Raw genomic sequence first — 13,541 nt, 5'->3', positions numbered from 1 at the left:
CATGGATCCAAGGAGGGGAATGGAACGCACGCCGCCCGAACCCTCGGGATCCGGGCGCGTCGGGCACCGGGCCCCACGCTCCATCGGAGAACTCGACTTCCTTCGCCGGTACTAACCGGAGCAGGTTCGAGGGTCTGCGCTGGGCGCACTCTCAGCGCCGGGCGGCGCTCCCCTGTCGTTCACGATGTGGCACCAGCATAGGGCACCCCCCCCGATCCCTCGGCCACGGTCCTCCCGTTGCGGGGAGTGCGCCTCAGTCCGCCCGTCCCCCGGCGGCCGACGGTGCCCGCAGGCCGGTGACCGCCGGCCCCTCGAGCAGGGTGCCGTCCGCGGTGAAGCGTGATCCGTGCAGCGGGCAGTCCCAGGAGCGTTCGGCGTCGTTCCAGGAGACGATGCCGCCCAGGTGCGGGCAGACCGCCGACATCCGGCAGGTCACCCCGTCCACCGTGGAGACCGCCACGGGCCGGCCGTGGTCCCGGCCTACCGTGCCCTGGCCCTCGGCCGGAGGCTCCTGGGGCAGTGGTCTCCGTGCGGCGGACGCCCAGCCGCCGGCCAGCCGTGCACCGACGGCGGCGTTGTCCCTCAGGCCGGTCAGCAGGTCGGCCGGCGAGGTGAGGCGACGATCCATCGGCCTGGCCCAGTCCGTGGCACCGCCGAGGATCTGTGCGGAGATCCGCAGGGCGGCCGAGACGCCGTTGGTCAGGCCCCACTTGTTGAAGCCGGTGGCCAGGTAGACGTGCCCACCGCCGCGGGGCAGTGTCCCCACGAAGGGGACGAGGTTGGCCGAGCGGTAGTCCTGCGCGGACCAGGCGTGCGTGCGCTCCGCTCCGGGGAAGTGCTCCCGGGTCCACGCCTCGAGGGCGTCCACGGCGGCCTGCGGCGAGGCCGATCGCCCCACCACGTGGCCGTTGCCGCCCACGAGCAGCAGTTCGCCGTCGTCGATGGGGGCCGTGCGCAGGCTGCGGGACGGACTGTCCGCCGAGAGGTACATCGCCTGGGGAACGGGTCCCGGAACCCGGTATGACTGGGCGTAGGAACGGTGTGGGCTGAGCTTGGCGAAGTAACCGCCGCGGTCCAGGACCGGGGCCCCCGTGGCCAGGACCAGGTGCCCGGCCCTGACCTCCCCCGCGGAGGTGTGCACGGCCAGCGGGGACCGGTAGCCCGCGCCCGTGAGCCGCACCCCCTCCACCAGCGTCCCGCCGAGCTGGCGGAACTCGGTGGCCAGGACGTCGAGCACCTGCATCGGGTGCACCTGCGCCTGGTCCTCCAGCCGGATCGCCCCGGCCACGGGGTAGGGCAGGTCCGTCTCCCGTGTCCAGGTCACGCCCAGTCCCGCGGCACGGTCGGCCTCCAGCTCGGAGTGCAGCCGGGACAGGCCCTCGTGGGTGGTGGCGTAGGTGTAGGCGGGCCTGCGCTGGTAGTCGATCCCGTTCTCGTCCAGGTAGCCCAGCAGCCAGGACTGTCCCCGGCGGTTGCCCTCCACGTAGGAGCGCAGCACCTGGTCCGACTGGTGACGACTGATCTCCGCCAGGGTGGTGCCCTGGAGCAGCGAGACCTTCGCGGTGGTGTTCCCGGTGGCCACGGCCCCCACCGATCGGGCCTCGACCACGGTCACGCGCTGGCCCGCGCGCGCCAGCAGGACGGCGGTGGCCAGCCCGGTCAACCCCGCCCCGGCGACCACGGTGTCGAACCGGTCCCCCGGGGAGAGGCGACCGGTGCCGGTGGCGGGGACCGGGTGGGTGTCATGCCAGAGGGACGTCCTGGGGTCCATGCTGCATCCGTCCTGTTCCGTCCTGCGGGGTCCGATGGCGGACGCGTCCCGCGCGGGGAGGCGAACACCGTCATCGTAGAGGGGCACCGTGCGCATCGCACCCTCTCAGACCCCGGATGCGCACGGGGACTCGGCACCCCGCCCCGGTGCCGTCTACTGTGATCCCATGGCCTCCACCACCGCCTCCCGAGAGACCCGATCCCTGCGCCGCACGGTCACCACCACGGGCCTGTTCCTGTTCATCCTCGGTGACGTCCTCGGGGCCGGGGTGTACGTCCTGGTCGGCGAGATCGCCGGCCTCTCCGGCGGGGCCGTCTGGGTCCCCCTGGTGGCGGCCCTGGTGCTGGCCCTGTTGACCGCGGGGTCCTATGCCGAACTGGCGACCAAGTACCCGCGGGCCGGGGGCTCCTCGCACTACGCCACGCGTGCCTTCGGGCCGTTCACCGGATTCCTCGTCGGGTTCTGCATGCTGTCCGCCGGGATCGTCTCCGTGGGCGCCCTGGCCCTCGGCTTCGCCGGTGACTACCTGACCGAGTTCATCACCCTGCCCGCGGCCCTGGTGGTCATCGTGTTCCTGGGACTGCTGGCCGCGCTGAACGCCCGCGGCATCACGGAGTCGATGGGCGCCAACCGGGTGGCCACGATCATCGAGGTCTCCGGCCTGCTGCTGGTGATCGCCCTGGGTGTGGTCGTCCTCGCCCGCGGCGAGGGGGACCTGGGCCGGTTGGTCGAGCTGGGCACGCCGGAGCACGGTCCGGTCTCCGCCGTGCTGGCCGGTGCCGTCCTGGGTTTCTACTCCTACGTGGGCTTCGAGACCAGCGTGAACGTCGCCGAGGAGACCAAGGACCCCTCACGGTCCTACCCGCGGGCCCTGTTCGGGGCGCTGGCCGTGGCCGGGGTCGTCTACGCCCTGGTGGGCATGGCCGCCTCGGCGGCGATCCCCACCGAGGAGCTGGCCGCCAGCACCGCCCCGTTGCTGCAGGTGGTCGAGGCCGCCGGCATCATCCCGCCCGTGATCTTCAGCGCCATCGCCCTGGTGGCGGTGGCCAACGGCGCCCTGCTCACCGGCATCATGTCCTCCCGCCTGGCCTACGGGATGGCCCGGGACGGGCTGCTGCCGCCGGTGCTGGCCGCGCTGCTGCCCCGGCGCCGCACCCCGTGGGTGGCCATCCTGGTCACCACCGCCCTGTCCCTGGTCCTGGCCCTCACCGGCACCCTGGACATCCTGGCCAGCACGATGGTCCTGCTGCTGCTGGTGGTGTTCGCGGCCGTCAACACCGCCGTGCTCGTGCTGCGCCGCGACGCGGTGGAGCACCGCCACTTCCGGGTGCCCGCGTTCCTGCCGGTCGCCGGGCTGGTGTCCTGCATCGCGCTGGCCACGCAGGTGGAGTGGGAGGTGTGGCGGCTGGGCCTGCCGTTCCTGGCCGGCGCGGCGGTCCTCGCCGGGATCGCCGCCTGGCGCCACCGGCGGGCCCGGTCCGGGGCGACCGCTGAACCGGCCGTCGAGACGCCCGACGCCGGACAGAGCCGGTCCCGCTGACCCGCCGGGAGCGCACTGGGAACCGGTGGGCGGCATCCGCGAGAGGATGGGTGCATGCGCCTGTGGACCCTGCACCCCCGGTACCTCGACCGACCCGGCCTGACCGGTGGCTGGCGGGAGGCCCTGCTGGCCCAGGCGGTCCTGGCGGGGCGCACGCGCGGCTACCGCTCCCATCCGCAGCTGGTCCGGTTCCGGCGGCACGCGGACACCCCTGCGGCGATGGGTGCGTACCTGGCCGCCCTGGCCGACGAGGCCGAGCGGCGCGGCTACCGCTTCGACCGATCCCGGATCGACTGTCCGCCGGCGGCGTCCGGGACGGGGACGGGCACGGAGGACGGTGCTCCCGGGGCACCCGGGGCACCCGGGGCACCCGGGGCTGAGGACACCCCGTCGGTGACGCCCCCGGGCATCCCACCCGTACCGCCCGTGCCACCCGTGTCACCGACGACGCCGGTGCGGCCCATCCCGGTCACGGAGGGCCAGGTGGCCTTCGAGTGGCAGCACCTGCTGGCCAAGCTCGCCGAGCGCAGCCCGGAACGTCACGCCGCACTCCGCGCGGTGACCGATCCGGAGGTCCATCCGCTGTTCCAGGTGGTGCCGGGTCCTATCGAGGACTGGGAGCGGCCCTGAGCCGTTCCGCCCACCGTTCCCACGGCTGGGCCTCGCGGAAGTTCAGCTCCAGGGTGCGCCGGGCACGGCGCACCCGCCGCACGAGCTGGGAGGCCCCCTTGAGCGACCGAGCGGAGACGCCGACCACGAGCCGGGGATCGAAGCTCACCGACTGGCGGGGGCCGAGGGCCAGGGCGAGGTCCATGTCGTCGTGCACCTCCCGCTCCCAGCGGTGCACGCGATCCCTGACCTCGTGCCAGGCCGTGCGGCGCAGGGCCATGTTCGACCCCCACAGCACGGGGCCCGCGGCCGCCGCGTGGCCCAGGACGTAGTAGGCGCCGAGGTAGAGGGCCGCCACCGGCGCCCCCACGGGCCTGGGCAGGTCCTCGAAGACCCCCCAGCCCGTGAGCGCCACGGCGGACGGCCGGCGCTGCAGCCCGGCCGCCACTTTCTGGACCCAGTCCGCGGGCGGCACGGAGTCCGCGTCCAGCCGGGCGATGACCGGGCTGGACGCGGCGTCATAACCGGCCGCCGCGGCGGCCCAGATCCCGATCCGTTCCTCCTCGACCACGGTGGCCCCGTGGGCCCGTGCGACCTCGCCCGTGGCGTCGGTGGAGGCGTTGTCCACCACGATCACCTCGGCCGGCTCCCGGGTCTGGCGGGCCAGGGCGCGCAGGCACCGGTCCAGCAGGACCGCGTCGTTGCGCGCGGGGATCACCACGGTGACGTCGTGGTCGCCCGCGGTCATGGCGTCCTCCCCTCCGTGGTCAGCCGGCGGTACAGCACGCCCGCGGTCAGGGAACCGGCGAGGCCGGCGGCCAGGTCCCCGATGGTGTCGTCGTACCCGACCTGGATGGCCGGATCCAGATGGGTGTGCCCCACCCATTCCCCGAACTCCCAGGCCACGGCGAGCAGCACCCCCAGGGCGGTGGCGAGCAGGACGGTCCCGGCGGCGGCCCCGCCCGGACGGAGCCAGCCCGCCCGGTACACCCCGGCCGCGACCAGGACGGCGAGCAGCCCGGTCACGGCGAAGTGCGCGGCGATGTCCAGCCAGGAGACCCGCTGGTAGGCGTCGGCCATGGCCGCCCAGGCGGCGGCCGGCAGGGCCACGGCGGTCGCGGCCTGCACGGCGGGCCGCAGGGGGGCGAGCCGGATCACGACGTGGCCCAGCAGCACCAGGGCGAACAGTGCGACGGCCACGGCGCCGTCCAGCAGGCCGGCCAGCAGGCTGACCACGGTGAGCACGGCGGCGGCGTCCGCCACGAGTCCGGTCCACCGTCCCTCGACCCTCAGGACCCGCCAGGCCTCCGACCGCAGGGGCCGTGCCCGGCTCGGGGTGCGGGTCCGCTCAGCCACGCAGGCCGATCCAGAGGAAGAGCATCGTGAGCGCGAAACCGGTGAGCATGTTCAGCCACAGGAACCGCCGCCAGCCGGCGTTGGCCTCCTCGCAGCGATCATCGGGCAGGGACCGGAACGGAAGGATGCTCAGGATGTACGGGATCGCCAGGAGTCCCGCCAGCGCCCCGGGCCAGCCGGCCAGCACCATCACGACGCCGGCCGCCGCGTAGAGCCCGATGGCCACGCGCACGGTGGTCGCGGTCCCCAGGACCGTGGCGATCGAACCGATGCCCGCCTCGCGGTCCGCGGTGACGTCCTGCACGGCGCCGAAGGCCTGCGAGGCCATGCCCCACAGGAAGAACGCCACGAGGGAGGCGGCCGCCGTCACCGTCCAGGCGCCGTCGGCCAGGGCCAGGCCTAACGCGGCCGGGCCCACGAAGTGCGTGGACGAGGTCATCGAGTCCAGCACCGGCCGTTCCTTGAGCCGGATCCGCGGGGCCGAGTAACCGACCACCGCGGCCAGCGTCACGGCCAGCACGAGGGTCGAGACCAGGTCCCCGAACGCCACGAGGGCCACCACGAAGGGCAGGGCCAGCAGGCCGGAGGCCCACAGGGTCACCCCGTGCCACCGGTCGGACAGCACGATGCCCTCGATGCCGCCCTTGCGCGGATTGCGCAGGTCGGACTCATAGTCGAAGACGTCGTTGATCCCGTACATCAACAGGTTGTAGGGGATCAGGAAGAACAGGGTCCCGATCACCAGCTCCGCGGTCAGCCCGCCGCCCGAGAGCAGGTAGGCCGCCGCGAACGGATAGGCGGTGTTGACCCAGCTCACCGGCCGGGAGGAGCCCAGCAGCTGGCGCGTCGCCTCACCCAGCACCATCGTCATGACCGCTCCCGGGGGTGGTCCTGGGCGTCGGTCCGGGGACCGGCCGGGGAGGCCGGCGCGGGGTGCAGCAGCTCCCACAGCGAGGGCAGCAGCAGTCCGGCCGCAAGCGGCCAGGCGAAGTCCTCCACGGGCGCGAGGCCCAGATACCAGCCCACCAGCAGCTCCTCGTTGTACCGGAACAGGTCCGCGGCGATCATGAGGTTGTCGAACACGGCGGTCAGGACCGTCAGTGCGAGGATCGTCAGGCCGGTGACGGCCCACCACCTCGGCCCGAGCCGCCGTCGCCGGGTGGCGACCACGGCCACCGCCGCGGCGAGCGCCAGGAAGGCCAGGGCCAGGACCGGGTAGCTCATGACCGCTCCCCCGTCGCCAGCGTCCGGCGTGTCGGCCGGCCCGTCCTGTCCGTCCGTGTCCGTCCACCCAGGGCCAGCACGAGCAGCCCGCGCAGCACCAGGGTCAGGTAGGACAGGAAGAGGATGAAGAGGATCTCCTCCAGCGGCAGCTCGGGAGCCAGCATGATGCCGGTCATGGCCTCGCTCGTGCCCGCCGCATAGTGCTGGGAGGCGATGGCGGCCAGGTCCCAGGCCAGGAAGAAGACCAGCCCCACGGCCAGGACCACGGCACCGGCCCGCGGCGCGCGCCACAGCACCAGGCGGAACCGGCGGTCGAGCAGCACCATGCAGCCGAGGCTGGCCAGCAGTGAGGCGAGGTAGATCACCGCCATGAGTCCCCCGTCCCCACCGGGGCCGGACCGGCCGCCGGGACCGGGCCGGCCGGCGTCGGGCCACCGATCGTGGGAAGGAGCGGTGCGGCCAGTGGACTGGCGGAGTGGTCCCCGCGGAGCCTCTTGAGCAGGATCTCCGCGCTGATCAGGCACATCGGCAGGCCGATTCCCGGGATGGTGCTGGAGCCGGCGTAGTAGAGGGACCTCACGCGGCGGGAGACGTTGCCGGTGCGGAACATGGCGCTCTGGGCCAGGGTGTGCGCGGGGCCGAGCATGCCCCCCCGCCAGGCACCGAGGTCACGGGCGAAGTCGGCCGGTCCCAGGGTGCGCCGCACCACCACCCGCTCGGCCAGGTCCGGCACGTCCGCCCACCGGCCGACCTGGTCGATGGCCGCGTCGGCGATGGCCTCCACGGTCGGGTCCCCGCCACCGTCCGGGCCTCCGCTGCCCAGGCCGGGATCGGCGGGCATCGGGACCAGGACGAACAGGTTCTCGTGGCCGGCCGGCGCCACGTGCGGATCCGTGGCCGAGGGCCGGCACACGTAGACCGAGGCCGGGTCCGGGACGTCACCGGCGCGGATGGCCCCGAAGTTGGCGTCCCAGTCCCGGGTGAAGAACAGGGAGTGGTGGGGCAGCTGCGGCAGGCCCCCGCGCACCCCGAGCATCACCAGCACCGCACCGGGGCCGGAGGTGCGCTTGCGCCAGTACGCCTCCGGGTAGGTCTGCATGCCGTCCGGGAGCAGGGTGGTCTCGGTGTGGTGCAGGTCGGCGGCGGAGACCACGACGTCGGCCGGCAGCACGCGCTCGGCCCCGTCCCGTCCGCGCACGCGCACACCCGTGGCCCGGGCCCGGGCTCCCGAGACCAGGTCTCGCACCCCGCGGCTCCCGCGGCGACCGGTGCCGGCCGGTTCCGTGACGATGGCCGTGGCCGGGGTCGCCGCGTGCAACCGGACGCCGGACTCGCGGGCCAGGCGCACCATCACGTCGATCAGCCCGGTGAACCCGCCCTGCGGGTACAGCACCCCGCCGGTCAGGTCGAGGGCACTCATCAGGTGGTACATGCTCGGGGTCCGGTCCGGGGAGGAGCCGAGGAACACCGCCGGGTAGCCGAGCACCTGCCGCAAGCGGTGGTCGGTGAAGTGCCGGCCGGTGAACCGCTCCAGGGACTCCAGCAGCAGCGGACCCAGTCGATGGAGCTGGGCCAGGAGGTCGCGGGCGAGGAACGGGCGGTAGGAGGTGAAGGAGGTGTACAGGAACCGGCTGATGGCCATGTCGTAGGTTCGTTGCGCGGAGTCGAGGTAGCGTTCCAGGGCACGGCCGGCTCCGGGCTCGACCTGCTCGAAGAGCGCCACGTTGGCCTGCCGGTCCGCCGCGATGTCCAGCGGCCGGGACTCCGCCTCGAAGAACACCCGGTAGCCGGGGTCCAGCTGCTGCAGGTCCAGCTCGGCGGCGGCGGAGGTGCCCAGCAGGCGGAAGAAGTGGTCGAAGACCTCGGGCATCAGGTACCAGGACGGTCCGGTGTCGAACCGGAAGCCGTCCCGCTCCCAGCTCCCCGCCCGGCCGCCGAAGTCCTCGCGGGCCTCCACGAGGTCCACGCTGTACCCGTCCCGCGCCAGCAGGGCCGCGGAGGCCAGTCCGGAGATCCCTCCGCCGATGACCACGACTCGCTCGCTCATGCTGTCCTTCCTGCCAGGGCCTTCACCAGGATCACGGCCTTCTGTCCGTCCGGGACCCGGATGCGGGCCTCGCGGATCCGGGCCGCCGGCGTGGACCGCAGGCGCCGGGACAGCGCCGAGTACAGCGCGTGGGCCGCCCGCACCGCCCGCCGGCTCGAGTCGGGCAGCAGCCGGATGGCCTCCGCGGCGGCCGCGAGGTCGGCGTCGATGTCGTCCAGGAGTTCGTCCCGGTGGGCGTCGCTGAACGCGGCCGGGTCCAGGCCGGGGAAATAGGTCCGGCCCAGCTGGTCGTGGTCGTCGGCGAGGTCACGGAGGAAGTTGACCTTCTGGAAGGCCGCACCCAGTCGTTCGGCCCCCGGCCGGAGCCGCTCGTAGGCCGTCACGTCACCACCGGTGAACACGCGCAGGCACATCAGGCCCACCACCTCGGCGGACCCGTGCACGTAGTCGGACAGGCTCTGGGCGTCATGCCGGGAGCGGACCAGGTCGGCGCGCATGGAGGCGAAGAACGGCCCCACGAGCTCGGGTCCGATCCCGAACCGGCGGGCCGTCAGCGCGAAGGCGTGCACCACGAGGTTGGAGCTGCGGGTGCTGTCCAGGGCGCGGTAGGTCTCGGCCTCGAGCTCGTCCAGCTGTTCCCGGCGCCATGCCGGCGTCAGGGCCGGGTCCGGATCGTCGACGATCTCATCGGCCACCCGCACCAGGGCGTAGATGTTCCGCACGTGGGTCCGCACCGGTCGGGCCAGCAAGCGGGTCGCCCACCCGAAGGACGTCGAGTAGCCGGCGATGACCTGGGCGGCGCTGGCCTGGGCGACGTCGTCGTAGCGATGGTCCTGGGCGCTCATGACCGCCCCGCCATCGACTGGGCCCCCTCGCGGCGCGACAACCCCGCGTGGGCGGCGCCGGGCACCGCACCGGGCACCGTGTCCGGCGCCGGGGCGGTCGTCCGCCCGCGGTCCGGGGCCGCGAGCAGGGCCGACGTCGCCGCCTGCCGGATCTCCTCGGCCATCCCGGCCAGCACCGCGTGCAGCGCCGGGGTCAGGGGTGGCCGACCGGCGGCCGCCAGGGCGTCGTCCAGGAACTCGTTGGCCAGGGCGGTGACCCTCTGGCGGGCACCGCAGTCCGTCAGCAGCGCGCGGGCACGGTCGGCGCCGCGGTCATCGAGGGCGGGGTTCCCCACCAGCGCGCACAACTCGGTCCAGGCGCCGGTGGACCGGGCGTGCGCGATCAGCGCGGTGGGCTTGCCCTCGCGCAGGTCGGACAGGGTGCCCTTGCCCGAGCGCTCCGGGTCGCCGAACACGCCGAGCAGGTCGTCGAGCAGCTGGAAGCCGATGCCGAGGTGGCGGCCGACCGGGGCCAGTGCCGCCACCGCCGCCGCCGGGGCGCCCGCCAGCACGGCACCGGCCTGCAGGGGCAGTACGAAGGAGTAGACGGCCGTCTTCAGCTCGGCCACGCGCACGGCGTCCGCCACGCTCGCGGTCCGCCCGTCCACCGGCAGGGCGAGCCCGACGTCGGCCAGCTCACCCGCCGCGGAGGCGTGCACCGCGTCCTCGAGCAGGTCCAGCAGGTCCTCGGTCACCTCCGGGGACGCGCCGCAGCGGGCGATCATCCGGGTGGCGGTGATGAGGGCCAGGTCACCGGCCAGCAGTCCTGCGGCCGCCCCGTAGTGGTGGGCGACCGGCTCAGCCGCGCCCCGTCGTCGGGCCTCCGCGGCGAAGGTGCCGGACACGTTCAGCCGGCCCCGCCGCACCTCGTCACCGTCGATGACGTCGTCGTGCACCACGAAGGAGGTGTGCAGGATCTCCAGGGCCGCACCGACGCGGTCCACGAGTCCGGGCTCGGTACCACCCAGCGCGGCATGGGTCTCGGTGAGCAGGTGCGGACGGAAGCGCTTGCCGCCCTCGACCGCCGCGGCCAGGGCGGCCCAGAGGTCCCGGTGCCCGGTGCCGAACCGCTCGGACCGGGCCGCGCCCCCGTCCAGGACGTCCTGGATCTCGCGCTCGACGCCGCTCATGACCCGCTCCCCCCGCGCTGCGGGACACCATCGGCCAGGACCGGCAGGACGCCGGGGAGCTGTTCGACCAGCCAGGGGCTCACGGACCACGGGGCCGCGCCCACCCACCGTTCCAGCTCCTGCGGGCTCACCCACCGGTGTTCCATCGCCTCATCGGGGTTGGGCTGCACGGCACCGGCGGCCCGGGCCACGTAGACCGGGCAGAGCTCGTTCTCCACGATCCCGGAGGCGTCCACGGCGCGGTACCGGAAGTCCGGCAGGACGCAGCGCACGTCCTCGACCACCAGGCCCAGCTCGTGGCGCGCATAGCGGTTCACCGTGTCGAGGTCGTCCTCGTCCTGCCGGGGATGCCCACAGAAGGAGTTCGTCCAGACGCCCGGCCACGCCCGCTTGGACAGGGCCCTCCGGGTGACCAGCACGTGGCCGTCGTCGCGGTAGACGTAGCAGGAGAACGCGCGGTGCAGCGGGGTGGACTCGTCGTGGACGGTGGCTCGGGGGGCCAGCCCCACGGTGCGGCCCTCGTCGTCCACGAGGATCACGTGGTCGTCGGTCGTCTGCTCCATGGCGGGTTCCCCTTCCGGTCGGTGCCGGCGTCGTCGCTCATAGCCTAAGCGTCCCGGATGCGATGTATCACGATCGTGGTGTTTCTAGCCTGGCTAGTGAAATTGAGCGTACCATCAGGGGCGTGGTCGATCTACCGGGTGATGAACGGGCTCGCGGGTACTGGTTCGAGGAGCCGGACAGTTCCGTGAGGATCCTGCGTGCCCTGCGGCGGTTCCGGGTCGCCGACCGGGACATGCGCCGGCGGATGAGCGAGGGCATGGACATGAACGCGACCGACGTGGACGCCCTGCGCTTCGTCATCGCCCGCCAGGGGGCCGGCGAGACCGTCACGCCCCGCGCGCTGGCCACCCACCTGGGCATCTCCACCGCCTCCACCACGAAGCTGCTGGACCGGCTGGGCCGGTCCGGCCACCTGCGCCGGGAACCCCATCCTCGGGACCGGCGTTCCGTGGTCGTCGTGGCCACCGACCACGCCCACGCCGAGGTCCGGGCGCGGCTGTCGCGCATGCACCGGCGCATGATGGAGGTGGCCCAGGCCGTCCCGGAGGCGTCGCGACCTGACGTGGCCCGGTTCCTGGAGGAGATGGCGGAGTGCCTCAGCGCCGAGGACACCCTGGAGGACGCGGGCCCGCTGACGGCGGCGCCCCCGCCGCCTGACGGGTCCGACGAGCCGATAGGCTGAACCCGGAAAACGCCCATCGTCTTCGGAGGTACCCCGCATGAACACCCTCGTGAGCAAGCTCATCACCACCGGCGTCACGATCGCCGGCGGCCTCATCGGCACCAAGGTCGTCGAGTTCGGCTGGAAGAAGGTCACCGGCCACGATGCCCCCAAGGACCTCGAGGACACGGACAACAACATGTGGGAGGCCATCGCCTTCGCCACGATCGCCGCGGGCATCGCCGCCCTGATCCGGGTCACCTCCCAGCGCGGGGCCAACGAGGCCATGGAGCGGATGCAGGCCCGGTCCGCGAAGTCCGTGAAGGCCGGCCGCGCGGAGGTCTGATCCGGTCGACCAGGCCGGCCGGGACGGCGGGTCCTGCGCCTCGCGCAGCCGCGCTCCCGGCCGGCCTGGTCCCAGTCCCTCAGGCCCCAGTCCCTCAGACCGCTCGGCGCTCAGTCGCGGCCGTGATGGTCCGTGGGATCGGGCTGAGGGACGGTGCGCCGGTCCGCGGAGGCCGCCGGCCGGCCCTGGTCGTCGTGGCTGGCCACGACGTCGGCCAGCTCGTCCGTGAAGAGCATCTCCCGCTTCAGGTGCTTGGTCCGGTACCCGGCCCGGCCCACCAGGTGGGCGGAGACCGGTGCGGTCAGCATCTGCAGCACCCAGGCCAGGATCAGCACGGGGACCCAGACCCACGCCCGCCACGCGAAGGCCAGGGCCACCAGGACCAGCAGCAGGCCCAGCACCTGGGGCTTGGTCCCGGCGTGCATCCGGGAGAGCTGGTCCGGGAAGCGCAGCAGGCCGATGCCGGCCACGGTGGACAGGGAGGCCCCCAGGATCAGCAGGACGGCCGCGATCCCGTCGGCGATCTCGGGCCATGACTCAAGCATGCTCGACCGGCTCCTTCTTGCGCTCGGCGACGAACCGGGACAGCGTCACCGATCCGACGAACCCGATCACGGAGGCCACCACCACGAACACGATGTTGTCCGTGTGGTGGTTCAGGGCCATCTCCACGCACAGCGCCGAGGAGATGACGATCAGCAGCACGTCGGTGGCGATGGCGCGGTCCAGGATGGACGGCCCCACCACGATCCGGTAGATGGCCGCGATGCCGCCCCCGGCCAGCAGGGCCAGGCTGATGTACCCGGCGATGTCCAGAAGGCTCATGAGCTCTTCCTCCCCGCACCCATGGTGGCGCGTCGGGCCTCGTCGTCCTTGACCAGGGCCAGGTCGGCCTTCGTGCCGATGGCGCGGATGATGGCGGCCTCGGTGGCCAGTGCCTCGTTCCGGAATCCCTCGACCGCCTCGGCGTTCCCCGCGTCCAGCACGTGCAGGAACAGGGTGGAGCTGGGCCGGTCCACGTCGATGACCAGCGAGCCGGGGACCAGGGCGAGGGCATGGCCGGTGAGGGTGACGATGAGGTCGTCATGGCTGCGCAACTGCACGGCCACCACCGAGTTCACGATGCTCGGGCCCTTGGTGATGGCGTCCCAGGCCACGCTGACCGAGGCCGTCACCACGTGGCCGAGGAACCGCACGGTGAAGACCAGGAAGTACCAGAGGTTGAACCGGTCCGAGAACTGCACCCGGGGCAACCGGTAGAACCACAGGATCAGCACCGAGAACAGGACGCCGGCGAGCAGCACGCCCGGGGAGAAGTCCTGCCACAACGCGCCCCAGGTCAGCGTCAGCCCGAGCAGGATGGGCCACTGCGTCCAGAACGGAGGACCGTCCTGCTGGTCATCGCTCAC

The 13,541-nt window shown here is 73.2% G+C and carries 17 protein-coding genes and 1 riboswitch; of the genes, 4 read left to right on the top strand and 13 right to left on the bottom strand.

Annotation, left to right across the window (positions count from 1 at the left end; translation table 11 throughout):
- Nucleotides 1-80 precede the first annotated feature (80 nt).
- Nucleotides 81-184, bottom strand: a riboswitch (TPP riboswitch).
- Between the two features lie 69 nt (nucleotides 185-253).
- Nucleotides 254-1,771, bottom strand: coding sequence for an FAD-dependent oxidoreductase (locus CITRI_RS0102595; RefSeq protein ID WP_010143020.1), 1,518 nt, complete (start codon nucleotides 1,769-1,771; stop codon nucleotides 254-256).
- A gap of 166 nt (nucleotides 1,772-1,937) precedes the next feature.
- Here CITRI_RS0102595 and CITRI_RS0102590 point away from each other — a divergent pair, with 166 nt between their 5' ends.
- Together CITRI_RS0102590 and CITRI_RS0102585 are read left to right on the top strand one after the other, a co-directional pair.
- Nucleotides 1,938-3,311, top strand: coding sequence for an APC family permease (locus CITRI_RS0102590; protein ID WP_010143019.1), 1,374 nt, complete (start codon nucleotides 1,938-1,940; stop codon nucleotides 3,309-3,311).
- A gap of 54 nt (nucleotides 3,312-3,365) precedes the next feature.
- Complete coding sequence (locus CITRI_RS0102585) at nucleotides 3,366-3,941, top strand: pyrimidine dimer DNA glycosylase/endonuclease V (RefSeq protein ID WP_010143018.1); 576 nt, start codon at nucleotides 3,366-3,368, stop codon at nucleotides 3,939-3,941.
- Here CITRI_RS0102585 and CITRI_RS0102580 read toward each other — a convergent pair.
- From CITRI_RS0102580 to idi, 9 genes are read right to left on the bottom strand one after another with little or no spacing between them, the layout of a single operon-like run.
- The gene (locus CITRI_RS0102580) at nucleotides 3,916-4,668 is read right to left on the bottom strand and encodes a glycosyltransferase family 2 protein (RefSeq protein ID WP_010143017.1); all 753 of its coding nucleotides are present in this window, start codon (nucleotides 4,666-4,668) and stop codon (nucleotides 3,916-3,918) included. The genes CITRI_RS0102585 and CITRI_RS0102580 overlap by 26 nt on opposite strands.
- A complete protein-coding gene (locus CITRI_RS19280; protein WP_010143016.1) occupies nucleotides 4,665-5,276 on the bottom strand; it encodes a hypothetical protein in 612 nt (203 codons plus the stop codon). Before CITRI_RS19280 ends, CITRI_RS0102580 begins: the two co-directional genes overlap by 4 nt.
- Entirely contained in the window at nucleotides 5,269-6,147 is an 879-nt protein-coding gene (locus CITRI_RS0102570) for a prenyltransferase (protein WP_010143014.1), read from the bottom strand. Before CITRI_RS0102570 ends, CITRI_RS19280 begins: the two co-directional genes overlap by 8 nt.
- A complete protein-coding gene (locus tag CITRI_RS0102565) occupies nucleotides 6,144-6,500 on the bottom strand; it encodes a lycopene cyclase domain-containing protein (protein WP_010143012.1) in 357 nt (118 codons plus the stop codon). The genes CITRI_RS0102570 and CITRI_RS0102565 overlap by 4 nt, the downstream gene beginning before the upstream one ends.
- The gene (locus tag CITRI_RS16005; RefSeq protein ID WP_010143010.1) at nucleotides 6,497-6,871 is read right to left on the bottom strand and encodes a lycopene cyclase domain-containing protein; all 375 of its coding nucleotides are present in this window, start codon (nucleotides 6,869-6,871) and stop codon (nucleotides 6,497-6,499) included. Before CITRI_RS16005 ends, CITRI_RS0102565 begins: the two co-directional genes overlap by 4 nt.
- The gene (gene crtI, locus CITRI_RS0102555) at nucleotides 6,862-8,547 is read right to left on the bottom strand and encodes a phytoene desaturase family protein (RefSeq protein ID WP_010143009.1); all 1,686 of its coding nucleotides are present in this window, start codon (nucleotides 8,545-8,547) and stop codon (nucleotides 6,862-6,864) included. Before crtI ends, CITRI_RS16005 begins: the two co-directional genes overlap by 10 nt.
- The gene (locus tag CITRI_RS19565; protein WP_010143008.1) at nucleotides 8,544-9,392 is read right to left on the bottom strand and encodes a squalene/phytoene synthase family protein; all 849 of its coding nucleotides are present in this window, start codon (nucleotides 9,390-9,392) and stop codon (nucleotides 8,544-8,546) included. Before CITRI_RS19565 ends, crtI begins: the two co-directional genes overlap by 4 nt.
- Nucleotides 9,389-10,561 (bottom strand): polyprenyl synthetase family protein, encoded by a 1,173-nt coding sequence (locus tag CITRI_RS16000; protein ID WP_010143007.1) that lies wholly within the window; start codon nucleotides 10,559-10,561, stop codon nucleotides 9,389-9,391. Before CITRI_RS16000 ends, CITRI_RS19565 begins: the two co-directional genes overlap by 4 nt.
- A complete protein-coding gene (gene idi, locus CITRI_RS0102540; RefSeq protein WP_010143006.1) occupies nucleotides 10,558-11,124 on the bottom strand; it encodes an isopentenyl-diphosphate Delta-isomerase in 567 nt (188 codons plus the stop codon). The genes CITRI_RS16000 and idi overlap by 4 nt, the downstream gene beginning before the upstream one ends.
- Before the next feature lie 122 nt (nucleotides 11,125-11,246).
- Between idi and CITRI_RS0102535 the strand changes: the two genes are divergently transcribed.
- Nucleotides 11,247-11,807 (top strand): MarR family winged helix-turn-helix transcriptional regulator, encoded by a 561-nt coding sequence (locus CITRI_RS0102535; protein WP_237708969.1) that lies wholly within the window; start codon nucleotides 11,247-11,249, stop codon nucleotides 11,805-11,807.
- 37 nt (nucleotides 11,808-11,844) lie between these two features.
- Nucleotides 11,845-12,132: a DUF4235 domain-containing protein gene (locus CITRI_RS0102530; RefSeq protein ID WP_010143004.1), complete on the top strand. Its 288-nt coding sequence runs from the start codon at nucleotides 11,845-11,847 to the stop codon at nucleotides 12,130-12,132.
- A 110-nt stretch (nucleotides 12,133-12,242) separates the two neighbouring features.
- On the opposite strand, the gene mnhG is transcribed toward CITRI_RS0102530, so the two are convergent.
- From mnhG to CITRI_RS0102515, 3 genes are read right to left on the bottom strand one after another with little or no spacing between them, the layout of a single operon-like run.
- Nucleotides 12,243-12,677, bottom strand: coding sequence for a monovalent cation/H(+) antiporter subunit G (gene mnhG, locus CITRI_RS15995; RefSeq protein ID WP_010143002.1), 435 nt, complete (start codon nucleotides 12,675-12,677; stop codon nucleotides 12,243-12,245).
- The gene (locus CITRI_RS0102520; RefSeq protein ID WP_010143001.1) at nucleotides 12,670-12,957 is read right to left on the bottom strand and encodes a monovalent cation/H+ antiporter complex subunit F; all 288 of its coding nucleotides are present in this window, start codon (nucleotides 12,955-12,957) and stop codon (nucleotides 12,670-12,672) included. Before CITRI_RS0102520 ends, mnhG begins: the two co-directional genes overlap by 8 nt.
- On the bottom strand, nucleotides 12,954-13,541 hold the full coding sequence (locus tag CITRI_RS0102515) for a Na+/H+ antiporter subunit E (protein WP_141565913.1): 588 nt from the start codon (nucleotides 13,539-13,541) through the stop codon (nucleotides 12,954-12,956). Before CITRI_RS0102515 ends, CITRI_RS0102520 begins: the two co-directional genes overlap by 4 nt.

The sequence above is a fragment of the Citricoccus sp. CH26A genome (assembly GCF_000224415.1).
Lineage (GTDB): Bacteria > Actinomycetota > Actinomycetes > Actinomycetales > Micrococcaceae > Citricoccus.
This window is presented reverse-complemented; position numbering and strand designations above follow the sequence as displayed.